At 47.0% G+C, this 23,769-nt stretch carries 20 protein-coding genes; 14 read left to right on the top strand and 6 right to left on the bottom strand.

The annotated features are described in order from the left end of the window. Positions 1-101 precede the first annotated feature (101 nt). Both ACQ4M5_RS37485 and ACQ4M5_RS37490 read right to left on the bottom strand, forming a co-directional pair. Positions 102-2,270 (bottom strand): strawberry notch C-terminal domain-containing protein, encoded by a 2,169-nt coding sequence (locus tag ACQ4M5_RS37485; protein WP_430680922.1) that lies wholly within the window; start codon positions 2,268-2,270, stop codon positions 102-104. 123 nt (positions 2,271-2,393) lie between these two features. Next, complete coding sequence (locus ACQ4M5_RS37490) at positions 2,394-4,061, bottom strand: hypothetical protein (protein WP_430680887.1); 1,668 nt, start codon at positions 4,059-4,061, stop codon at positions 2,394-2,396. Between the two features lie 535 nt (positions 4,062-4,596). On the opposite strand from ACQ4M5_RS37490, the gene ACQ4M5_RS37495 reads away from it, so the two are divergent. From ACQ4M5_RS37495 to ACQ4M5_RS37540, 10 genes are all read left to right on the top strand, one after another. Further along, on the top strand, positions 4,597-4,719 hold the full coding sequence (locus tag ACQ4M5_RS37495) for a hypothetical protein (protein WP_430680888.1): 123 nt from the start codon (positions 4,597-4,599) through the stop codon (positions 4,717-4,719). A gap of 229 nt (positions 4,720-4,948) precedes the next feature. Then, positions 4,949-6,955, top strand: coding sequence for a helix-turn-helix domain-containing protein (locus ACQ4M5_RS37500; RefSeq protein ID WP_430680889.1), 2,007 nt, complete (start codon positions 4,949-4,951; stop codon positions 6,953-6,955). Positions 6,956-7,117: 162 nt separating this feature from the next. Next, positions 7,118-7,438: a hypothetical protein gene (locus tag ACQ4M5_RS37505; RefSeq protein ID WP_430680890.1), complete on the top strand. Its 321-nt coding sequence runs from the start codon at positions 7,118-7,120 to the stop codon at positions 7,436-7,438. Positions 7,439-7,637: 199 nt separating this feature from the next. After that, positions 7,638-8,828 (top strand): RNA-guided endonuclease InsQ/TnpB family protein, encoded by a 1,191-nt coding sequence (locus ACQ4M5_RS37510; protein ID WP_430680891.1) that lies wholly within the window; start codon positions 7,638-7,640, stop codon positions 8,826-8,828. A 249-nt stretch (positions 8,829-9,077) separates the two neighbouring features. Then, a complete protein-coding gene (locus ACQ4M5_RS37515) occupies positions 9,078-10,142 on the top strand; it encodes a PDDEXK nuclease domain-containing protein (protein WP_430680892.1) in 1,065 nt (354 codons plus the stop codon). Positions 10,143-10,505: 363 nt separating this feature from the next. Beyond that, positions 10,506-12,140: a DEAD/DEAH box helicase family protein gene (locus ACQ4M5_RS37520; RefSeq protein WP_430680893.1), complete on the top strand. Its 1,635-nt coding sequence runs from the start codon at positions 10,506-10,508 to the stop codon at positions 12,138-12,140. Between the two features lie 12 nt (positions 12,141-12,152). Further along, complete coding sequence (locus ACQ4M5_RS37525; protein WP_430680894.1) at positions 12,153-13,244, top strand: type I restriction-modification enzyme R subunit C-terminal domain-containing protein; 1,092 nt, start codon at positions 12,153-12,155, stop codon at positions 13,242-13,244. Positions 13,245-13,306: 62 nt separating this feature from the next. Next, complete coding sequence (locus ACQ4M5_RS37530) at positions 13,307-15,007, top strand: N-6 DNA methylase (RefSeq protein ID WP_430680895.1); 1,701 nt, start codon at positions 13,307-13,309, stop codon at positions 15,005-15,007. A 4-nt stretch (positions 15,008-15,011) separates the two neighbouring features. Beyond that, on the top strand, positions 15,012-15,566 hold the full coding sequence (locus tag ACQ4M5_RS37535) for a Uma2 family endonuclease (protein ID WP_430680896.1): 555 nt from the start codon (positions 15,012-15,014) through the stop codon (positions 15,564-15,566). Positions 15,567-15,579: 13 nt separating this feature from the next. Next, positions 15,580-16,773, top strand: a complete 1,194-nt coding sequence (locus tag ACQ4M5_RS37540; protein WP_430680897.1) for a restriction endonuclease subunit S — start codon at positions 15,580-15,582, stop codon at positions 16,771-16,773. A 45-nt stretch (positions 16,774-16,818) separates the two neighbouring features. On the opposite strand, the gene ACQ4M5_RS37545 is transcribed toward ACQ4M5_RS37540, so the two are convergent. From ACQ4M5_RS37545 to ACQ4M5_RS37555, 3 genes are all read right to left on the bottom strand, one after another. Next, positions 16,819-18,027, bottom strand: coding sequence for a ParB N-terminal domain-containing protein (locus tag ACQ4M5_RS37545; protein ID WP_430680898.1), 1,209 nt, complete (start codon positions 18,025-18,027; stop codon positions 16,819-16,821). Between the two features lies 1 nt (position 18,028). Further along, positions 18,029-18,811 carry a ParA family protein gene (locus ACQ4M5_RS37550; protein ID WP_430680899.1) on the bottom strand — a complete coding sequence of 261 codons (783 nt, stop codon included), beginning with the start codon at positions 18,809-18,811 and terminating at the stop codon, positions 18,029-18,031. A gap of 408 nt (positions 18,812-19,219) precedes the next feature. Continuing rightward, the gene (locus ACQ4M5_RS37555) at positions 19,220-20,239 is read right to left on the bottom strand and encodes a pentapeptide repeat-containing protein (protein ID WP_430680900.1); all 1,020 of its coding nucleotides are present in this window, start codon (positions 20,237-20,239) and stop codon (positions 19,220-19,222) included. Between the two features lie 184 nt (positions 20,240-20,423). On the opposite strand from ACQ4M5_RS37555, the gene ACQ4M5_RS37560 reads away from it, so the two are divergent. Together ACQ4M5_RS37560 and ACQ4M5_RS37565 are read left to right on the top strand one after the other, a co-directional pair. Beyond that, entirely contained in the window at positions 20,424-20,657 is a 234-nt protein-coding gene (locus ACQ4M5_RS37560) for a hypothetical protein (RefSeq protein WP_430680924.1), read from the top strand. Then, positions 20,645-20,710, top strand: a complete 66-nt coding sequence (locus tag ACQ4M5_RS37565; RefSeq protein WP_430680923.1) for a hypothetical protein — start codon at positions 20,645-20,647, stop codon at positions 20,708-20,710. Before ACQ4M5_RS37560 ends, ACQ4M5_RS37565 begins: the two co-directional genes overlap by 13 nt. A 165-nt stretch (positions 20,711-20,875) precedes the next feature. On the opposite strand, the gene ACQ4M5_RS37570 is transcribed toward ACQ4M5_RS37565, so the two are convergent. Next, positions 20,876-21,877: a tyrosine-type recombinase/integrase gene (locus ACQ4M5_RS37570; protein ID WP_430680901.1), complete on the bottom strand. Its 1,002-nt coding sequence runs from the start codon at positions 21,875-21,877 to the stop codon at positions 20,876-20,878. 278 nt (positions 21,878-22,155) lie between these two features. Here ACQ4M5_RS37570 and ACQ4M5_RS37575 point away from each other — a divergent pair, with 278 nt between their 5' ends. After that, the gene (locus ACQ4M5_RS37575; protein ID WP_430680902.1) at positions 22,156-22,938 is read left to right on the top strand and encodes a DUF4058 family protein; all 783 of its coding nucleotides are present in this window, start codon (positions 22,156-22,158) and stop codon (positions 22,936-22,938) included. A 33-nt stretch (positions 22,939-22,971) separates the two neighbouring features. Beyond that, positions 22,972-23,769: a DUF4058 family protein gene (locus ACQ4M5_RS37580; protein ID WP_430680903.1), complete on the top strand. Its 798-nt coding sequence runs from the start codon at positions 22,972-22,974 to the stop codon at positions 23,767-23,769.

A 23,769-nucleotide genomic window follows, 5' to 3' on the forward strand; every position in this document is an offset into this window, starting at 1 on the left:
CCAATGATGCCGTCAAACTTGCGGGTCGGGGTCAACGTTTTCGACTCACTGAAGGGGCTTTTGACTCTTTTACCCTACCGCGTTCTCATGGCTTTGGATAGTCAAAAGTCATAATGAGAATTGCTGCGAACTGTATTGATGACTTGAAGTTGGCTAAAAGGCTTGACTGGAACTTTTGCATCGACAACTTCTAAAGCAACTGCGCCTGTAAATTCACTTTTCACACCACTCTCATCGGGTATGACTTCCATTTGAGCGATCGTGCGAGCATCTAAATCAAGTTGATCCGCCCTTAAGACGCTTTCACCCATTGCTTCTTTTTGAAGGATCAATTCTCTCGTTTCAGATTCAATTAGGGTGTAGAGTTCCTCTTGTTCTTGAATTGTAAGCAAAGGAATTCGTCCGGTCACGCGCTTGATTACAGCAATGTCAGACTCATCGCTGCCAACATCTAATGGATAACTAAGTTTTGCTTGCAGTTCATAATCTTCTTCAAGCAGTTCTCGGACTACTTCTTCGCCATAGACGTTCATGAAATCTACGACATTTACGATAGACATCTGGGAGTCACGCGAAGCAGTGACATTCGCATTGAGTTCTGCCATTTTCTTTGCCAGCAATGCTCCCAATCGCTTTTCGGCTGGCAAATCGCTCATTAGCAAATCGAAGCTGGGTTTGACGACTTGCCCATAGCGATCGATGCGCCCAAACAATTGCATAACGAGATTAATGTCTCTCTCTGCCTGAGCAATAATTAGTCGTCGGGGGCTTTGGTCGGCAAACTTCTCAGAGGCATGAAGATTAATTCCTGTAGCTCCAGAACGATTGAGAATTATGACATCTAGATCCCCTCGGTTGAATCGGTTGATAATATCGACTCGTGCTTGAGGACTGGTTTCGCTACTAGAGCGGAGTCCGTAACTTGTTTCTCCAGCATGACTGTACTCAACAATGTTACTGCGTCCAGTGATTTCATCGACTCGATAGCCTTCCTGCGTTAATCGCCAGCGGATATAGTCGATCGAGCTAAGTGGAATGCTTGATAAATCAGTTTCATCGATCAGATCTTGAGCTTCTTCGTAGGCAGCGGCGGCATCAGGTCCAATTTCTTCATCGGTTAAGCGGCGACGAGTTTTTTTGCCCCAGCGATCGCTTTCAATGACATCTCTGGAGCGTTCCAAGTATCGCTCTAAAACGTTTCCAAATGTGATAGTTATCGGCTGTCCTGGCTCGATGTTGTTTTCTTCGGTGTACCACTCGATGAAGCTATCCATCGTGTTGGCGACCCCGATCAGCGGCTTTTCGCCTCGCTCAATCGCTGCGATCGCTTCTTGGACTGCGACTTCCGCTTTCTGTGCCAGTAAGCTTTGATCGATCGCATTGTGCATCAGCGAGGTGAAATTCGTTGATCTCGCTCCAGCTTGTCCAGTTGTGCCGTCTTCACTTAGAGCTTTGGCTTCAGCTTTCAGACGTTTTTTTAGTTTATTCAATCCAGCTTGTTTAGCATCGTCGAAATCGTTGATTGCTCTCATTACAGCGGAAATACCTTCTGCAATGTCTCGATCGACTGGAACCACTTTTGCCGTGAATGAAATGCCTTCCATTGAGCGGCTACGCCGGAGCATTTGTCCAGAAGCGACAAACTTTGTAGCAAACATTTGCTGAAGTGGAACTCCACCCGCTTTCAAGATCGTTTCTAAGCTGTAGAGATTATTAACGGCATATCGAGCATCACTACGCCGTGCATAAAGATCCACAACGCCTGCATTTTTAATTGCGGTCGCAGACATAAATGCAGATCCAGCGCTCTTATCAACCAGTTCTCGAACGAACTCAGCACGACTTGGATAAATGCCACCCTCATCTTGAGACTTATCACTTCTGCCACCAGCTTCGTGAGATTCATCGAAGATAAGAACGGCTTGAGGCGCGATCGCTCGAAAAAACTGCCGTCGAAAGGGTTCTTTCTGCTGTACTGTTTGAAGCTGTGTATATGTGGTAAAAATTGCATCGTAGCTGCCGAGTCCTTGCTGCATGATGTGTTGCATCTGCTCAGTCTGGGCAGCAACGTCGCCTGTTGCTAATTGTCTGCCATCGTCTAAATCTAGAGTCAGCTTGTTATCAGTGGCAAAAACTCGCATTCTCGGTTTGCCGATATCTGCTAGGTCTGTGAGCATCGAGGTATAAAGGTTCGCTTTCTGTGTCACGAACACTGGAATATAGCCTTGACGTGCAGCATCAACAATATTGGCTGCAATTCGGGTTTCCAGATCAAGCCAGACTGTTTGGAAGGATGTTGAGTTGAGGCTGAACTACCGAATCCTTTTGACTTCGACATGATAAGTGAGACGGTTGCTGACCTCGACCATTATCCCACGAAATTTTGGGATGCTTTAGTCAGTCTCATCGGGTTGAGGCGGGCTGCTATTCATCTTTAAGACACCGGGATGAAGAGTTGCCCACGCCTTTGCTTCTGCTATCAAAATTGGATCGCCAGATTCCAAAAATCGCTGCATTCGCTCGACGTGCTTCGGACTTAGGGCGCTGGGTTGAATGTCGTGCTGTTCTATCGCCAGTTGAATTGCTTCCTCATATACTTCTCGCTGTGCCTGAGCATGAAGGGGAGATTCAATCGGGTTAGCTTCTGTATCGGGATTAGAACCTTGATGAATTGAGGAATTACCGCCTATTAAGGCAGGATCTTGAATTGTAGAATCGCTGGAAGGATTGCTAGAAGCATTATTACTGCCATCACTAGGCAATAAGCTTGTAGAATTTTGAGGGCTGTTTTCTGGCTTTAACTGCTCCAAGTATCCGAGAGAATCATCCATGAGAAATTGAGGATGCCAAAGATCACGATGACGATAAAGCGATCCACCTCCAATTTTGTATTGCAATAACATCTTGAATCTTTGAGTTGCTTGACTGGGAAGAATTCCTTTTTCCAATAGATCAGCGATCGCACTTCTAATTCGATCTCGTGCAGATTCCAATTGTTGTTGATTCCATGATGGAGACTGATCGATCGCACTCTCTAACTCCTCAGACTTTGCCTTAAATTTTCCTTTCTGATCTCCGTAATGAAAATAGTGGCTCGATTGAATGCAGCTTGCCCATTCTTCGGCTCGATGTTCAATTTCATGCTGATGCTGACACCATTCTTGATACCCTGGCAGCGACTTTGCAGTTTCAACGATTTCTTCGATGAGTGCTTTTCCTTCCAACGGTTGCCCACCCGACAAAACATGGTGGAAGATGTAAGCCCTCATCGTAATCCGACCTAACAATCGATTGGTTTGCCCACAGCCTGTCCAACCGAGTTCGATCTCTGCATTCAGATCGTTGATGAACTTCTCAGCTTTGCCCGACACCCGAAACAATCGCCGTTTTGCTTGCTTGAGAATCTGCTTCAGGGTTTTAGTGTCTAAGTCATTCCGGCGGTGAGCAAAGTGCCATTGTTGAACAAAAGTCTGCTGTGTACTCCAAATCGGTTGTAGTTCGTCATTGAGCAGATAAGACCCGACTTGTAGAGGTAAGCGGTGAGCATTAAACAGGCTCGGTGTTCCTTCTGGGATATAAGGCTTAGGATTCGGGAATGTCTCAAGTTGTCCAGGAACGATCTTGAAGCCGGAGTTTTCGAGTAGGGTTGCGACTGCGATCGCAAGCTGCCAGCTACTCTGAGCTTTCGAGAATGGAAAATAGAGATGTAGACCACCGCTGTAGCTCGATGTACAGACGATGTATTCAACTACCCCAAGCGGTTCTAGTGCAGCAGCAATGCGACCAATTGCAAAGGGATCATGGTTCGGGTGATAAGGGCTGCCAGCATCAATATCAATCAAGCAATACTGTGTTTCTGCGCCGAACCGAACGCCGTAAAGATATCCACCCTGACGAATGAGACGATCGCCTAGAGGATGGCGAGATTCGGTTTGCCAGTTGACTTCTGCACCAACACGAGGAAGGTCTGCCCAAATGTAATCGTAGCGATGTGGAAAAAGCGCGAGAAACTCATCAGTCCACTCACGCACGCCTTCAAGCGCGAAATGTTTTGTTGCCATAGCCCAGTCGTAAGTGGGCGTGGAGCCACCAAAAGTGATGCACCAGACACACTCGGTTAAAGATACTAGAACTCGATCTGTATAACACTCATGGATCGGGGCTTTCGGCTTGTCAACAGTCTCGATCGTGCAACTTCTCTTAGTTTGTCAACAGTGGCTACATCTTCGTCTGTAACTGAGTTTGGGAAATGCTAAGTCAATCGATCCTAGAATCTATATCTGCGATCGCCAAAAATTACGTCTTGTGATCCTAGAGCAACAAAATACAGCTTTCTACAGTGTCGTCATTAAATTCTAGAGCTTCTGTCAACATTGGCAACAGATTGCATTGGATGTCGCTTCGTTGCGTTGGTCAGGTGATTCTAGAATTTGAGTCAACACTGTCAACACTTTGGAAAATGTTCATCGTTAAGCACGCTATTGATTGTTTCAGCCAGTCGTTATTGAACTGGTTATTTCAAGCGTTCCGCATTCTGGTCAGGTGATTCTAGAGCTTGAGTCAACTTTGTCAACAAACCAGGAATTGCAAAGATTTATGAAGAATTTGTTGAACACGCTAACGGTTACAGCGCGATCGTGTTGGCAACAATTGGCTTTACTCAAGGTAAATCAAGGTTTAGGGCAAAATCATCTTTGCCTTCAGGTCATCGCATTCTAGATAGTTAGTCAGGTAATTCTAGAAGTTTTGTCAACAGCAACTCTAATGCTTCGACCAAGTAAAGCACCGTCCTACCGTTAACTCAGAGCTTGTCGATCGACAAATTAGCTGTTGACAAAACGGTTTTGTTGACAGCGTGAATGCCACCATCTTGTGCTGTGGTTTCAACAGGTATACTGATTCGAGTTATTAAAAGCGATTGGCAAATCGAATCATGCTGGTGAGCGCAGTGAAGCAAAGAAAAACCAAATCGCCTCAATCTAAATCAGCGAGAGCGGACAAAGACGGTTCTGCTCTGCAATCTGTGTCAGAACAAGAGCTTCACAAAGATATTCCACAAGACTTCATCTCAGGAGAAGCAGGAAATATCACAAGTGATGCCGCAGGCGTTATTTCATCAGAGCGAGTGCGCCAGTATGCAGAAAAATTGCGTTCTGGCAAGTCCTTCCTAAACCTGATTCTGATTCATGTAGCGACCGGAATTAATCAGTATCGATTGCGGCAGCTTCGATCGCAAATAAAAGGTGACTCAGAACTCATCAATCTCTACAATGAAACCGAAAAAATCGGCGCGTTGCAGAAGCAAGCAATCACTCGATTAGAGAAGCTGTTCAAATCTGTTTTGAAGCAAGCTTCGTTTTGGGAGCAGACAGCGCGGTGGATTACGGTTCGACTTGATCAATGGGCAGTAGAGTCGCGAATGCCAGCAGACTGCTCGATTCCGGGCGTTTTATCTGTGGAGGCTGATCCCGCACTACCGGAAGAAGAAGCTTGGCGTGAGTCGATCGTTATTAGTGCCTGCGCCTTCTACACCGCCAGCGAATGGTTAAGACATTTGGATTGGTCGTCGTTCTCGATCGAAGATATTGAGAAGCTACTAGGAATTCGCTCTCCTGATACTTCAGTCAACGATCCCGCCCTCTTCAAAGACTATGAAATTGAACGAGTTGCCACAGGTTACCCCATTTTGACTGGCGCACAAGCACTGATTAATAATCAATGGGAAGACGGAGAATATCCATACTGGAAGAAACTGGTTGGTGAGGGATTCATTCAGCACAATATCGTGCGTCAAAGCCCATCGAATCAACAAATCGAATTAGTACCAGGCAAAGCAGCCTGGGAAATTATTCAGCAGTTTGGACCAGAAGCAGCTTATGTCCTTCTTATTTTTTCTTCTTATGCAACTGACTCGGAGAAGCCTTGGGAGCAGCAGATTCGACTGAAAGGAACTGATTTGATTCGCCTGTTTGGGTGGGACAAGCGAACAGACATCACACTAGGGCAAAAGCTGAAAAAGATTGGCAACTTGGTAGAGTTAGTTTGTAGCTTATCAGTGCTAATCAATAACATCAATGTTGGAGCAAATCGCTATAACGTAGCCAGGGGGGCGATGTGGCTGCTTGAGGAACTGGAATACTCAGGGCAACTAGCTCTTACTGTCGATGCAAATAATCCTAGCGCTTTGAGCTATGAAGCGGGTGATCCAGATGAGTTGTATATCAAAGTCCGCCCTGGCAGTTGGACAGAGAAGTTTCTGAACGCTAAGGATTTGAGTGGAAAGAACGCACTTTGCCAGTATGGATATCTAGCGAAGAGTACGCTACAAATTAATCCCTATCGTCAACGATTAGCCTCTAAACTGGCAATCTTTTTAACAATCATGAGTCGGATTCGGCAAGATGGACGGTACGAAGTTGGAACATTGCTAGAGCGCTTAGAACCAAAAGAGCTAATGACAGTCGTTCAGCAAAGTAAACAGCGCCGGAGTGCATTGATTACACAATGGGACAACGCGCTTCTGACGCTACACGAATTAGGCTGGCAGATTGAATTTGACACTGAGACTTACCCTGAGTACATTCGCCCAGAATGGAGTCTGACAAATGAATCTGAGCCGACCCGGACTCGTCCTCGAAATTGGTTAACGCTTTGGCTTAAAGCGATCGTGATTATTAAGCCCACCGTCCTGATTCAGGAGAAGTTAGGCTTGGTTCGAGCGTCCAATCCACATCGGACTGTGGACTTGCCGACTGCTTCAGATGATCTACTAGAGCGCATTCCAGAGCTTACAGGTGCGGAACTTGCGATCGCACTTGATGCAAAGGGATGGTCCAAGGCGAAATTAGCAAAAGATTTGGGGGTAGATCGATCGCTGATTACTCGCTGGATTAAGGGTGAGCGAGTAATTCAACCCAAACATCAAACACAAATTCGTTCTCTGTTAGAGCTATGAGGTTCAAAAATGCACGGTGTCAATCGATTTAGGGTGCATACGGCGTGAAAACACGGTCACAGCGTCATCAATGCACCCTAAATATTTGAGCAAATTGATAGTTTTAGGGGGCACAGTCTCCCTTCTCTTGAACTGACTGCACCCTAAACTTAGGCTTCAATCATGCCTCGAAAAAGTCGCAAACAAGATAATCCTTCGGTAGAAAGCATTCTTCAAGACTGTTACACACTCAGCATAAGCGACATGATGAATTTACGTGAGGCATTAGATGTACTGATTGCAGAAGAGCAGCAACGATTAGAGATGGAACCAGATGAGTGGGAGATGAAGCGTGAAGAAAAGATATCGAAAACAGGAGCGCGTGGCTCAAGGGGAAGTATTGAGTTAAAGATGATTAATCGCTGCGGTCCGTATGCTTATCTTCGGTTTCGATCGGGCGACGTTCATCATTCGTTTTACTTGGGTAAGGCAAAGACTCAGTAAAGAGTTGTCGTAAATTTAGGGTGCATATAAGCAAGTATACCCTGTGGTTATCTACTCTATGCACCCTAAAAACGGGTGATCATCGGAAACCTCCGAGAAACCCTGCCGTTCCAGGGCAGGGAGGGATAGGAGCGTCAAACAAGTCGCTCAATGCGGCGCAGGTTGACAATCTCACATTAACGAAGCGAGAATGTGAGGCATGGTAGAACAAGCGTTTCGATACAGATTTTATCCAACGGCAGAGCAAGAATCTTTGCTGCGTCGAACTTTGGGCTGTGTTCGGCTTGTCTACAATCGCGCTTTGGCTGCACGAACCGAGGCTTGGTATGAACACCAAGAGTCGATTGATTACGCTCAAACCAGTGCTTTGTTGACTGGGTGGAAGAAGCAAGATGACCTCCAATTTCTGAATGAAGTCAGCTGCGTACCCTTGCAGCAAGGATTGAGACATCTGCAAACTGCATTTCGCAACTTCTTTGCAGGTCGAGCCAAGTACCCGAACTTTAAGAAGAGACGCAATGGCGGTTCTGCCGAGTTCACGAAGTCTGCGTTCAAGTGGAAAGAGGGACAGGTGTTCTTGGCAAAGTGCAAAGATGCCTTGCCGATTCGCTGGAGCCGTCAACTTCCTCAAGGTTGCGAACCTACGACGATTACCGTGCGTTTGAGTCCGAGTGGACGATGGCACGTTTCGTTGTTGGTGGACAATCCAAACATCCAACCACTTCCAACCACTCAAAACATGGTCGGACTGGATCTCGGAATCACTAGCCTGATTGTCACGAGTGACGGCGAAAAGATTGCAAATCCAAAGCCCTTCGAGCGCCTGAGAAAGAAACTTAAACAATTGCAGAAAGCGCTTTCTCGCAAGCGAAAAGGCTCGAACAATCGAGAGAAAGCACGTCTGCAAGTGGCACGAGTGCAAGCCCAAATCGCAGACTCGCGTAAAGATTTTCTCCATAAACTGACGACTCAACTGATTCGCGAAAATCAAACGATTGCAGTTGAAGATCTGGCAGTCAAAAACATGGTGAAAAACCCCAAACTGGCGCGGCAGATTACCGATGCTGCCTGGGGCGAGTTGGTGCGACAACTCGAATACAAAGCCAAGTGGTACGGTCGAACCTTGGTGAAGATTGACCGATGGTTTCCAAGCTCTAAACGCTGTGGAAGCTGCGGTCACATTCTTCAATCGTTGCCGTTGAACATCCGAGAATGGGATTGTCCCAATTGCGGGACGCACCACGACCGGGATATTAATGCAGCACGAAACATTTTGGCGGTGGGACACACCGTGGCAGTCTGTGGAGCGAACGTAAGACCTGATCAGCATGAGTTGAAAGGGCAGTTGCGAAAAACCAGCAATGGAAAGAAGCAGAAACCTAAGTCGTGAGTCTTAGGAATCACCGTGGCTTCAGCCCAGTGAGGATGTCAAACAGTCCTACAAAGCAGGCAAAGCTCCAGTAAAAAGTTGTTTGCATAAGATTTAGGGTACATACAAGCGCAAACATCGCGTATTCATTGACCTTATGCACCCTAAAAGCGGGTGATCATACAACGTTCTAAAGTGATACAAAGCAGTTGCAACGAGTTCGTTTATCTATCATGATGAGTTTGAATGTTACCTTTAGGCAGTAATTCAGTGTCAGATCAACGCCTCAGTCTTCCAGAAAACTATGATGACTTTCTCAACAATTTGAAGGAGCGCATTCGGAGCGCTCAACTTCGAGCGGCTCTTGCAGTGAATCAAGAACTGGTGATGCTGTACTGGCAGATTGGATGTGAGGTCTTAGCGAAGGAACAGACTCAAGGCTGGGGCGCAAAAGTTGTAGAACGTATAGCGAAAGACTTGAAGAAAGCCTTCCCAGAGATCAAAGGATTCTCTGTTCGTAATCTACGGTATATGAAGGTGTTTGCGGAGGCATATCCAGATGAGGCAATGTTGCAGCAGCTTGCTGCAAAAATTCCTTGGTTTCATAATTGTGTCTTATTAGAGAAAGTGAAGGATGCTGAAGCCCGGAACTGGTACATTCAGCAAACGATCGAATACGGTTGGAGCCGGAGTATTTTGCTGCATCATGTGGATAGCAAGCTTTATTACCGCCAGGGTGCAGCAACCACCAACTTTTCTCAAACTTTACCGCAACCGCAATCAGAGCTTGCTCAACAGGTTCTGCGCGATCCCTACAACTTCGACTTTCTTGGTTTAGGCAATGAGGCTCATGAACGAGATCTCGAAAATGCCTTGGTCAATCACATCCGAGATTTTTTACTAGAGTTAGGAGTGGGTTTTGCCTTTGTCGGTAGCCAATACCCGCTGCAAGTCAGTGGTAAAGAGTTCAGAATTGATTTGCTTTTTTATCACTTTCGATTGCACTGCTTTGTTGTCATCGATTTGAAGACAGTGGAATTTGAGCCGGAATTTGGCGGCAAGATGAATTTCTACGTGTCTGCTGTGGATGATCTGCTGCGGGGTGAGAGCGATCAGCCGACGATCGGAATGATTCTCTGTAAAACGCATGACAAAACGATCGTGGAGTATTCGCTTCGGGACGTGCATAAACCGATTGGAGTGTCAGCTTATCAACTGAAAGATGCTTTGCCAGATCAACTTCAGGGAAGTCTCCCTACGATCGAGCAATTAGAAATGGAATTAGAAACCGCTGTACAAGAAATGAAGACCGAAGGCACTGATAAGAAGCGCTAATCTTCTGTCAATCTTCTCAGCGCTCCGAACGACTGCTTGACCATTTTGTGCGATCGCTTAGTACTACTGGAGGGCTTGAAGCATTAATTTGCTGAGTAATATTCTAGCTGTATAGAAGAATTGAAAAGCTAGAACTTTGAAGCAGACTTTAAACTGAATTTTCCAAACACTGTCTGGAAAATCTTTGGCACTTGACTTGTTCAGTCACAACATCCGTAACCCAAGACCTCCGCAGCTTGGAAAATTTACCGTAATTAATTGTTTGGTCTTGTAGCTATTTATATCGGTTTAGAGGTATATACGGAAGCAGGAGAATTTTTTGCTCCCGGTTCGGTATTGTTAATGGCGTGATGGAAGTTAAAGATGTCTCGGACAGAAGCCCAAACACGAAAGGACTTGATTGATCCCAAGCTTGTTTCTGCGGGATGGGAGCTTGACCCAGCAAAGGGACAAGTTAAATTTGAGATTCCAGTTGATGGGTATGATGCTGAACCTTGGAATGGTGTTACCGATTATTGTCTCTATCAGCCGAATGGTGAAGTGATTGCCGTGGTTGAGGCAAAACGACAAAGCCGCGATCCACGAGTCGCAGAACAACAGGTACGCCATTATGTGACTGAAATAGCCAAGCATCAAAGCTTTCAGCCGTTTGCATTCATGACAAATGGATATGAAACTTATTTTTGGGATGTGGGCAGTCAGGCGAAACGGCAAGTTGCAGGATTCTTCTCGCCGGATGATTTGAGGAATTTGCTTTACATTCGACAGAATCAGATGCCAACACGATCGCTGGCGATCGACATTGCGATCGCGGGACGAGTGTATCAACAAGAAGGTATTCGACGAGTGTGTGAACGATTTGAGGCGGGTCAGCGGCGATCTCTGTTGGTGATGGCGACGGGAACCGGGAAGAGTCGAACGGCAATGGCGCTGATTGATCTCGTGATGCGGGCAAATCAGGCGCGACGGGTGTTGTTTGTTGCCGATCGCGATACTTTGGTGACTCAGGCTTTAGAGGATAATTTTAAGCAGTATCTACCGGATGAACCGCGCTGCCGAATTCGAGCCAGCCGGATTGATCGATCCTCACGGCTCTATGTTTCGACGATTCATACGTTGAGCATTTGTCATCGGCAGTTTACGCCTGGGTTTTTTGATCTGATTATTTTTGATGAAGCGCATCGATCGCTCTACAGCAAGTTTCGCGAAGTTGTGGAGTACTTTGATGCGCGGGTTTTAGGGCTGACAGCGACTCCTGCCCAGTTTATCGATCGAGATACGTTTCAGTTGTTTCACTGCTTTGAGGGGATACCTACATTTCTGTATTCGTATGAGCAGGCGATTCAGGAGAAGTATTTAGTCGATTATGACGTTTATCAGGCTCAGACTCGATTTCAGCGCAACGGGATCAAAGGCGAGAATCTGACTGAAGAAGACCGGAATATTTTGATTCAGCAGGGGCACGACCCGGATCAGCTTGATTATGAAGGCACAGAGCTAGAGAAAAAGGTCAGTAATCGAGATACGCTCCGGAAGCAGTGGGAAGAAATCATGAACCTGCTGCAATCGGATAGTTCGGGTCAGCTTCCAGGGAAAACGATCGTGTTTGGACTGAGCCAAAATCATGCGATGCGATTGGCGAGTGTGTTCGAGGAAATGTATCCGCAGTTTCCGGATATGGTGCAGGTGATCACCTCGAAAATGGAGCGCACTGATACATTGATCGATCGCTTTAAGAAACAGGAGATGCCTCGGATTGCGATTTCGGTAGATTTGATGGATACCGGGGTCGATGTGCCGGAAGTGGTGAATTTGGTGTTTATGAAGCCCGTTCATTCGCAGATTAAATTGATGCAGATGATCGGGCGCGGAACTCGCAGTCATGAGGCTTGTAAGTATCCCGATCGCTTACCCAATCGCTACAAAGAGAAATTTCTCATTATTGACTTTTGGGAAAATGATTTTGAGAAAGACCCATCTGAAGAGGTCGCATCATAAGACTTACCCGTTTTGGTCAAGATCTTTAATACGCGCTTGAAGCTCTTGACGCTTTATCTAGAAGATCAGGGTTCGGCAGACTGTCAGCGAGTGATTCAGGATTTACGATCGCAGATTGCTCAAATTCCAACGGATGCGTTTAGTGTGCAGCGGATTTATCGTCAAATCGAACAAGCTTGGGGCGATAGCTTCTGGCGGTATTTGACAAAGCAGAAGATTGAGTTTCTGAAAACGCAAGTTGCTCCATTGCTGCGGTTTGCTTCTAATGTCGATGTGGCAGCCGCGACGTTTACGAACAAAGTGGAACGATTGAAAACTGAGATTTTAGAAGGAAATCCTAAGCCTGCAACGCTCGAATCGATCGCGGAAGATGTAAGTTACCTGCCGGATTTTGTTCACGAAGATCCCAAGCTACAGCAGTCGATTCAGATTTGTCTTTCCGCGAGATTGCGATCGGCAACCGTGCCAGAGTTGACTCAGATCGTGGCTGATCTTGCAGAGCAAATGAAAAATCGGCGGGAGCGTCCTAGTTCTTTCGTTGAGATTGATTTGGCGGATCAGATTGCGACACGCGGATTTATCACGCTCGGTGATGGAGGTGAGCAGGTTTATGTCGAGGAATATCGGCAACGGGTCGAGACAAAGATTCTAGAGCTTGTGGTAGTTCATCCGACGATCGAGGCGATCGAGCGGGGGGAAAGGGTGACGGATTTGCAGTTGATTGCATTAGAGCGATCGCTGAAACAAGAACTAGGAAGCGGCAGTATTCAGCTTACTCAGGGCAATATTCGCAAGGCGTTTGATATGAAGGTGACAAGCCTTTTGGGATTCTTGCGGGAATTGTTGGATTTGCGGGAAGTGCCGGATTATGAAGCGATCGTTCAACGTAACTTTGAGCAGCACATCGCACAACGGCAGTACAACGCCAATCAAATTCGGTTTTTGAGAGCGGTGCAGAGTGTGTTTTTGCAGAAGCGGCGATTGGAGATGGCAGATTTGTATGAAGAGCCGTTGAATCGGTTTGGGGAAGATGTTGTAGAGCGGTGGTTTACTGAGGAACAGGTTCAAGAAATTCTAAACTTAATCGAACAATTAGCCGCATAGCTTAAAGTTCATTGCGGAAGTTTTGGCTTATATTTTTAAGGTTCAGAACATGACGCGATGCAATGCTAACTGACCCGGAACTGCGATCGAAGGTAGACCAAATTTGGGATCGATTGTGGTCGTCGGGGTTGTCGAACCCGATGGACTCGATCGAGCAATTTTCTTATCTGCTGTTTCTCAAACGGTTGGATGATGCGGAAACGAAGCGCGAGAAACAATCGCTTCGACGCAAAGAGGAATTTAAGCCGATGATCCCGCAGGGGGTACGGTGGTCGGAATGGGTGCAATTGCAGGCAGGTGAGGCACTGAAGCAAGTACGTGAGCGGGTTTTTCCGTGGCTGCGGGAGATGGGGGCGGAAGGGACTTCGTTTCAGGAGTATATGCGGAATGCGGAGTTTAAGATTAGCAAGCCGAACACGCTGATCGAAGTGTGCAATCTGATCGATGAAATGAAGATTGCGGAACAAAATCAAGATGTGCAAGGGGACTTGTATGAGTACCTGCTAAATAAGCTGAGTATTTCGGGGCGAAATGGGCAGTTTCGCACACCGCGTCACATTATTCGCATGATGGTGGAGTTGATTGATCCAAAGCCGACGGAACGAGTGGGAGATTTGGCAGCGGGGACTTGCGGCTTTTTGGTGAATGCCTATGAATATATTTTGGAGCAGTATACGAGTCCAGAGATTTTGTACGACGAGAAAGGCTATCAGCATTTAGTGGGCGATCGCTTATCGGAGAATGAGCGGGAGTTTTTGCAAACTGAGGCGTTTACAGCGTATGACAATGATTCGGGCATGACGATGCTGAGAATTGGCTCGATGAATTTGATGCTGCATGGGATTCGGCAACCGCGATTTTTTTACAAAGATACGCTCTCGAAGGGATTTGATGATGAGCGATCGCTGGATGTTGTACTGATGAATCCGCCGTTTAAGGGCAAGATGGACGAGTCGGATGTGCATGAAAAGTTGCCTGCGAAGGTGAAGAAAACAGAATTGCTGTTTCTGCATTTGATTTTGCGGGTGCTGGATATGGGGGGACGCTGTGCGGTGATTGTCCCCGATGGGGTGCTGTTTGGGTCGAGTAAGGCGCACGTTGAGATTCGCAAGCGGATCATTGAAGAGAATCGGTTGGATGGAATTGTGTCGATGCCGAGCGGGGTGTTTAAGCCGTATGCGGGGGTTTCAACGGCAGTGTTGCTGTTTACTCGTGGGGCGACGACCGATCGCATTTGGTTTTATGACATAGAGCATGATGGGTTTTCGCTCGATGATAAGCGGCAACCTGTGGCAGAGAATGATATTCCGGATATTTTGGGGTGTTGGAAACGGCGCTTTGATGCGGGATTTGTGGCGCAACGGGCGGAACGAATTGGGGAACTGAAAACGCTGCTGGCTCCTTTGAAGGCGAAACGGTTGGCGTTGGAAGCGGATATTCATCGGTTGACGTTTGAGGCAGCGATCGCGCCGGAAGAGGATGAGACGGCTCGGCAAGCGTTGGAAACTGAGGAGCAGCAGATTGCTTTATTGAAAGAGCAGATTGCGCCGCTTCAGTCGGAGGTGAATCAGCTTAATCGACAGTTTTGGGTGACAAAAGACCAGGTGAAGGCGAATAAGTATGATTTGTCTGCGAGTCGGTATCGGCAGATCGAACAGGATGAGGTGTATTATGAGTCGCCGAAAGTGACGATGGAGCGGCTTTTGAAGCTGGAGCATACGATGGCGATCGAGGTGGCAGAATTAGAGAAGTTGATGGAGTAAGCGTATGAATATCGCTACACGATCGCTCACGCTAGAGGAGTTTTTAGGGCTTCCAGAGACGAAGCCAGCTTCGGAGTTTATTCAGGGAGAAGTCATTCAGAAACTGATGCCACAAGGAGAACATAGCCGATTACAGGCAAAGCTGTGTGAGCAGATTAATCAGGTGGCTGAATCTCAGAGGATTGCTCTGGCGCTGCCTGAATTACGCTGTGTGTTCGGGGGACAAGCGATCGTTCCTGATATTGCCGTATTTCGATGGGATCGGATTCCGCGTCAGGAGTCGGGACGGATTGCGAATCGATTTGAGGCGCAGCCGGATTGGTCGATCGAGATTCTTTCGCCGGATCAAAGTCTGACGAAGGTTTTAGGAAAGCTGCTTCACTGTTCGCAGCATGGGATGGAGTTGGGTTGGTTGCTGGATGCAGAGGAAGAAAGCATTTTGATTGTGCTGCCGGATCAGCGTGTGCAGTTGTTGAGCGGCGCGGATCAAGTGCCTGTTTTAAGTGGGCTTGAGTTAGGGCTTACTGTTGAGCAGATTTTTAACTGGTTAACGTTGTGAGAGTAAGTAAAAGATGAAAAAGATTGATGTTAAAACAATTGATGAGATTACAGAAAAGGTTATTGATTATCGTGGAAAAACTCCGCAGAAAACTGATAGGGGCATTAAGTTAATTACTGCAAAAGTCATCAAGGATGGTTACGTTGTCGATGGTAATCACGAGTATATTTCGGAAGAAACGTATAAAGATTGGATGACTCGCGGGTTCCCTCAAAAAAATGATGTTTTGATCACGACTGAAGCGCCTCTTGGAGAAGTAGCCTTATTACGAACCAACGAGAAAATTGCTTTAGCACAGAGAGTTATTTTACTTAGAGGAAAGCCTAACTTAATTGATCAAATCTACTATATGTATGCTCTCAAAACCTCTTTTGTTCAGGAGCAGTTAAAAGCAAGATCAGTAAGTACGACTGTCGCAGGAATCAAGCAAAGCGACTTATTAGAAGTCAAAATCCCTTATCTTCCGATCGATGAACAGAAGCGGATTGCCGCGATCGCGCAGAAATGCGATCGTATCCGTCGCGTCCGTCGCGCTTCTCAAAGAGTTAGTGATCGTTATCTCCAATGCGTTTTCTCAAGGATGTTTGGAGATATTGAGATAAATCCATTAGATTGGCACTTCCTTACACTTGAAAAAATTGCAAACATTGCTTCAGGAGTAACTAAGGGTCAGAATTTCAATGGAAGAAAGACTCTATCTGTCCCTTATCTGCGTGTTGCTAATGTGCAAGATGGATATTTAGATCTATCTGAAATAAAGCATATTCAAGCTCTTCCGTCAGAGATTGAGGCTCTAAAACTGCAAAAAGGCGATGTGCTGATGACTGAAGGCGGAGATTTTGACAAGCTTGGTCGTGGTGCAATTTGGGATGGTCAAATCGAAACTTGTATTCATCAAAACCATATTTTCCGAGTAAGAACTAATCAAAGCATTATCTTGCCTAATTTTTTTGCGTCTTTTCTACTGACAACTTTTGCAAAGCGCTATTTCTTGAGATGTTCCAAGCAGACGACGAACTTGGCGACAATTAACATGACGCAACTTAAAGAGTTGCCCGTTCCAATCGTGCCTCTTAATCTCCAGAAAAAGTTTGTTCAAATCGCTCAGATTTTTGAGCGGATTCGTATTCAACAACAAGAAGCCGATCGACAAGCAGAGCATCTTTTCCAAACGGTTCTCGATCGCGCATTCAAGGGCGAATTGTAGAAACGCGATCGCACTAGGGAATGATTCGCGATCGCGTCTCGTCTTCTATTTCGATAGTCCTAACGTCTCCTCAACTCTTGAAAGCAGAGACACAAGACTACTATGGAGCGCCGTTAAACCCTCTTTATCTGCCGCATCAACCACAAACTTCTCTAACGATCGACTGAGTTTAACCGTCGGGTTCGAGCCGCTATTCGTTGGCTCTGGATTATGTTGATTAATCAATTGATTCACTAGCGATCGAGTATCGCGCACCGACAGATTCTGATTAATCACTTGCTCAGTCGCTTGCATCCGAACCTGTGTTGCTTTCTTCTCGCTCAAGCCCAATCGCTCTTTGTTCAACTTCGCCAGTTCTCGCACTTTCCCATCTTCAAGCCCCCTCGATCGAATCGCTTGCTTCAAATCCTCCGGATAACTCAATGTCGGAAAAATATTAGAACTCACCGATGCCGGGTTGAGCTTAAACTTCAACAGCACCTTCAAAATCTCGTTCTGTTCCGGTGTCCTCCACCCGATCGACTCAATCCATTCCGACTGCCTTTGTTTATCTGCCGTTCTCACCTCTGAAAATTCATGTGCTTTCCCTGCGGCTTTCAGCTTATTGACCAAAGCATTGAGACAATCAGGAATCTCCGTCGCAGGCGCATCAAACGAATAATTTTGCTGAATCAAAGCCACGAGATTCTCCGCCAAGTCGATCGCACAAAGCTTTTCCGCATGAAGGCTAGTCACGATCGCCCGTTCCAACAACTGCGGATCATCCGGCGACGACTCTTCTGGCAGGTAAACCGCTTCCAACGTTTGCCAAGTATTCGAGTCTCTAGAATTGAGCAGACTCGCCCCACGCCAGCGCAATTCCCCATCAAACAGCAAAGAAATTCCCTCTTCATTCGGCGGAAACAAAATCACAGGCGACTGCTGCCCATGTTCTTCCAAACTCGCCGCTCGTTCCTGCACGATCGACGCAGTAATCATCTGTCTTGGCTGTTGTGGATTCCGCTGAATTTGTGCGATCGGAACTTGCTGCACGCCTCTCGACTGACTCAGTTGCTCAGTCAGCGATTGAATTTGCCGCTCCAATTCCACTTTTTGAGCATCGTCCAGCGCTCCTGACTTTAACGCTGCAATTTCCGCCTGTAACTCTTGAAGTTCTTCGTCTTTCTGTTTAACTTGCCGTTTAAGTTCAAACGCTTGTTTTGCGATCGCGCTACCTTGAAACGATTCAGAGAGATCAACGGGTTGTTTTGCCATATTACAAACACTCTTCAATTGCTTGAATAACTGGAGTAAAGCCTTTTAGGGCTGGTGCTTTCGGTCGATAAACAAAAACAGGTAAACCGACACTTGGATCTGAGGCATTCACAAATTCTGCTGAGAACTTGATTTGCGGGAAACATCGCGTTTCGTGTTCCTGCAAAATTGCGGGTAAGGCATTGGGATTCTCCTTATCCAAAATCTTTGCGTGCGCTGCGATTTCTGGCTGTCGCGTATTCGGGAGAAATCCCAAAATTTGTGGCGGCGGATCAAGATCGAGGTCGATCGCATTCGAGTAGAACCATTCAAGAAACAGTCCTCCGCTGGTTGTCGCCTTGAAGTCAGGTTCAACCACGACGATCAGATGCGTAATCGCTGGAAGAATGACCGTCCCAAATGGCTCAAGTCCACCGGGAGTATCAATCAAAATCACGTCGAAATCTAGCGGAAACTTTTTCAAACGATCCTGAAGAATGTAATACCGCCGTTTATAACCCTCGATCGCTCTTGGTGTCTCCCGCAAAGCTGCGCCTCCCTGAATAAGAAACGCATTCTCTGTGTGGTCTTGCCAAATTTGTACGATCGGGTAATCTCCTTTGAAATCCGGCTGAAAGATTTTCGCGGCTGAACGCTCTGGGTCAGCGATGCCTAATCCGGTCGATAAGCGAAAAGAATCTTGCTGGTCTAACTCAATCACCAGGGTTTTGTATCCCTTCTTGGCGAGTGAATAAGCGAGGTGTGCAGCAATTGTTGTCTTGCCCACACCACCAGAGTTACTCATAATCCCCAATTTCATCTGATTCTGGGTTTTGCGTTTTACCATTTGCGGTGAACGGAACAATTTTGGACAATTGTACTGCCATTTATTCCCACTGCATAACGTTATGCAGTAAAAAATTAGATTATTTCTGCTGCATAACGTTATGCAGTGACAGGCTACTGAGTTTGAAGTAGCCGAGTGTTTCTGACAGAAGTTCGATCGTCAACTGGCTTTGTGTCTGAAGCCTGACTTTCTGCCTTGCCTCGTAACTTTACGGTTCGTTAGGCGAAGTTGGTCAGCGACCTAGTGCGCGTTCGTTGTGCGCTCTCTAGTCCCGGTCAGTTCACAGCCCAAGTCTCATGCCAAGTCACACAGCTTCACCAAATTCCAACACTTTGATTTTATTCAAATCGAGGCTCAACCGCAGAATCAAGGCTCTGATGCAATTCCCAACTGAGCCGCTAACTCAGGATCAAACACAGCACTTTCCCAGTAATTTGCCTTTCTTACTGCCCCTGCGGTGAGACCCGTCACTCCTCTGAAATTCGCTCCTGTCAGATTTGCTCCTGTTAAATCAGCTTCAGTGAAGTTCGCTTCTGCAAAATTCCCTTGACTCAGATTCGCCTCGTACAGTTTTGCGTAGTAGAAATTGCTGCCAACTGCTTTCACCTCGATCAATGCTGCCCCTGTAAACGTTGATCCAGATAAATCAGCATACGCTAATTGAGCCGATGTCAGATTTGCACCCGTCAAATTAGCGCTCGTCAAGTTTACTTGAGTTAAAGTCGCTGCGTGTAAATTCGCTGCTGTGAGATCAGACCTATTCAAATTAGCTTGTTTTAACGTTGCTCGTTCTAGACAAATCTTCATCAGAACTGCATTCATCAAATCGGCAGCGTAGAGATTCGCTTCAGCCAGATTCGCTTCAGTTAAAATTGCCCCCTTCAGTGCGATCGCTTCTAAATTAGCCCTGACTGCTGTAATGCCTTTAAGCGATACTTTATCCCGATTAAGGTCTTCTAATGCCCGAATCCGGGCGTAGCTCACAGTTACATTCGCGGCTGCATCGACAACTTGCCATGCTTCATAGTGCTTCTGCGCTCTACGCTCAGGAATTTCCTTGAAGTACAAAATCACTGCCGCAACGACAGCGATCGATTCCGCATTTTCAAAGATGATTTGAACCACATCGCGAATCGATGCGATCGACGTTTCTTTCTCAACCCACAGAGCAATCAACGCCAAAACAACGACTGCACCCGCGACAAACCAAGCAGTGGGAATGCGATCGAGGGTCAAGCTTAACCCTTGAGTCGCAGTTTGACATATCTGCCGGAGATAATTAGAAATTTGATTTTGACAAAAAACACTGAGCAGAAACCCCGCCAGCAGTAGCCCCATCCACCCTTGCTTGGTTCCCAAAGCCAACAATCGAAAACGTCTCATCATCTTTCATCCAGCCAGTGTTCGCAATTTTACTGGACAATTCAGATTGTGGGAATCAAAATCGCGCAAGATGCAGAATCATTTCAACATAACCTTATCTTTGATTTCACTTATCACTAGGGGGCTCTCGAAACTGAAGTGTGATGATGTACCCAAATGTCTCCAGTATAAAAATCACTGCCGCGTTATGGTGAAAGATACTGCTTCTCCAGATGATCCGAGCCTGAATGACTATTGGACAAAACGCTTGACTAAACTCGGCAAAGTTCGATGGGAAAAAGGCTCAAAGCTCAGACGGATTGCAGAAAACCAGCAATGGCACTGCCCCATCTGCAAAGAGCATCTACTCAACGGCGAGAAACTGCACATTCACCACCGCAAAAGTGTGAAAGCGGGGGGACGGACACTATCGACAATTTAGTGCATCTGCACGTCGCGTGCCACCAACAGCTTCATGCAGGTGGCACTCTGTGAGGCAAGAGGCTTGAGCGGCTTGATGCGAAAGTATCACGAGCCGTTCTGAGGGGAGAGAGACAGGGCGACCTGCTCTCCCTTACCCGACCTATCTTCAATTTTGCTCTAGCAGACTCGCCACAGATCTTCCTTCCATCTGCTTTTCTATAACGCAAAGTCTCGCCGCTATTGGTTTAGGGGTGGTTCAGCCTTATGCTTGCGCCGCTTTGTTTCGTAAAATGCCGCTTCCGCCGCCTGCTGGTCTGCCGCCTTTGTATAGCGTCGAAAGCTCTGTACCGACTTATGCCGCGTCAATGTCATTACATGATACGGATTCATCCCATCTAGCACCAAATTCGTCGCATAGGTATGCCGGAACTGATGCGCGTGAAACTCAATCCCCGTCATGTCGCGCAACTGACACACGAGTTTATCGATCGTGTCATAGCCAATCCGTGCCCCCCGATTGCGCCGCGAAGCCGACACAAACAATGGACTCTCTGGTTGCAACACCTCCCCTTGGCTGACTCGCCACCCCAAATACGTTTGAATCTTCTGTACTCCCTCCTCATCGAGCGGCACCATCCCTTTACTATCTGCCTTGTCCTGTCGCACCCACAAACGTTGCCCATCAAAATCACCGACATTCAGTAACGTTGCTGCTTCGGCTCGAATGCCATGCTGCAAGACCGCAAATAGTGCTAGATTGCGATCGCACAACTTCGTCTCTGCCACCGCCGCCAAAATCTTTTCTACCTGTTCATCGCTCAAATTATCCGCTTCCGGTTCTGCCAACTTCGGCAGTTGCACTTCGAGAGTCGGATCACGATCGACATAGCCAGAGCGCCACAACCAGCCATAAAACGCCTTGAGCGTCCCCAAAATTCGCTTCACCGTCGCATCTGACAACACCCGCTGTCCATTTTCCTTTCTCAGCAAATGCGTCTTAAACTGTGTGATTTGTCTCGCTGTCACCGCAGACCAAGCCTTATCGGTCCAGCGTAAGAAGTGCTGTAAATCTTGGCGATAGGCTTTTTGAGTTTTGGGGGAGAGCGATCGCGCCTGCAAATACTCGTCAATTCTGGTTGATCGCAGGTCTGTAAGCGAATCAGCTTTAGCAATCTCTGGAGAATAATCTGCCTCGATATGAAGCAGTCTCGGTTGTGGAACGCTGTGGTCACGCTGCATAGTACTTTTGCTCTAGCCTTATATTCGAGATAATGTTAATTATCTCGAATATGAATAGTCTAAGACAAAGTGAGAAGGCGTGGTAAAATTAAACCAGCAAAATTTGAAAATAATTGATGTCTATACGGTTGAGGTTTTCAGGGGGGTGAGTGCGAGGCTTTTTTCAAATCTAGGGCTAAGATTTAGGCGATTGCTCAAATCCGCCGATGAATCAGAAGTGATGCGTCGAATCGAGGTCTGAATTCATTTCCCCTGCTGTAGAGTTTCTGGAGCAAGCTATGCCATCGCCTTTTCCTGGAATGGACCCTTACTTAGAGCAAGCTGTGTTTTGGGCTTCTTTTCATCAACGCTTACTTGTGGCAATCGCCGATCGGATCGGACCGCAGTTGCGCCCTAAATATTATGTGGATGTGGAAACGCGCACATATTTTGATGATGAAGACGAAGAACTGATGGTCGGGATTCCAGACACGCTGGTGCTTTCGCCACGTCGAGAACCAGAAACTGCTTTTGAGGTCGGAACTGCCCTGACTCAAACTCGTCCGCAGCAGGTGCAGTTACCGATGTCGATCGAAGTGCGAGAGCGATTCTTAGAGGTGCGAGAAGTCGGAACCGATGCGGTGATTACAGTGATTGAAGTTTTGTCTCCGAAGAATAAGCGGACTGGGGAAGGTCGGATGATTTATGAACGAAAACGGCGATCGGTACTCAATAGCTTGTCTCATTTAGTGGAAATTGATTTGTTGCGTGGGGGTCGCCCAATGGCGATGACGGGAGCAACGCGAACGCAGTATCGAATTGTGGTGAGTCAGGCGCAAAACCGCCCGACCGCAGATTTGTATGGATTTAGTTTGCGTGAAGTATTGCCTTCGTTTCTGTTGCCGCTGAAGCCCGATGATTCAGCGTTAGTGGTCGAATTACAGGCGATTTTTACTGGGGTGTACGATCGAGCGAGTTACGATTTGCGCCTGCCTTACGATCAGCCTGTACCGCCTCCAACTCTGTCTGCTGAGGATCAGGCTTGGGTGCAGACGCAGTTACAATCTCTGTCGGTGCAGTAATGGCAAAATCAGTCTTGATGTTTTGGAGTCGCCATGCCATCGCCTTTTCCTGGAATGGACCCTTATCTTGAATACGCTGCCTTCTGGTCGTCGTTCCACACTCGCTTCATGGTGGCAATGGCGGACGCGATCGCGCCCCAACTCGGAACGCAGTACTACGTTGAAGTGGAGTCTCGCACGTATCAAACCGATGACCAAGACGACGAGATTTTGATTGGAATTCCCGATGCAATTGTGTTTGCTGAACGCGGCGAGACAAAATCAGTACCAGCGATCGAGCAGCAGGCAGGCAGTGTCGCAACTCGAGTCCAACCCCAAAAAGTTTCGCTCCCAATGCCAATTGAACTGTATCAGCGCTACCCTGAAGTGCGCGAAATGGGCACCGATGAAGTGATTACGATCGTTGAACTGCTCTCTCCGACGAACAAGCGAGCAAAAGATGGACGGGCGGATTATGAAAAGAAACGCCGATTGGTTTTGGCGAGTCAAACGCATTTGGTGGAAATCGATGTACTGCACGGCGCAAAACCGATGGCGATGCAGGGGATGCGAACCGATGCCACTTACCGAATTTTGATTAGTCGCAGTGAGCAACGCCCGATCGCGGATCTGTATGCGGTGATGCTCGATCAACCCTTGCCAGACATTCCGATTCCCTTAAAGCCAGGTGAGCCGGAACCTGTTTTGGCGCTGCAAGCTGTTTTTGACCAGCTTTATGATCGTGCTCGCTACGGGACTCGAATTGATTATCGCCAGCCACTCCCTCCTCCAAAGTTGTCTGAAGCGCAGCAAGTCTGGCTGAATACGGTGTTAGCACTGATACGGAGGTAG

The sequence above is a fragment of the Leptolyngbya sp. AN10 genome, assembly GCF_050565645.1.
Lineage (GTDB): Bacteria > Cyanobacteriota > Cyanobacteriia > Leptolyngbyales > Leptolyngbyaceae > Leptolyngbya.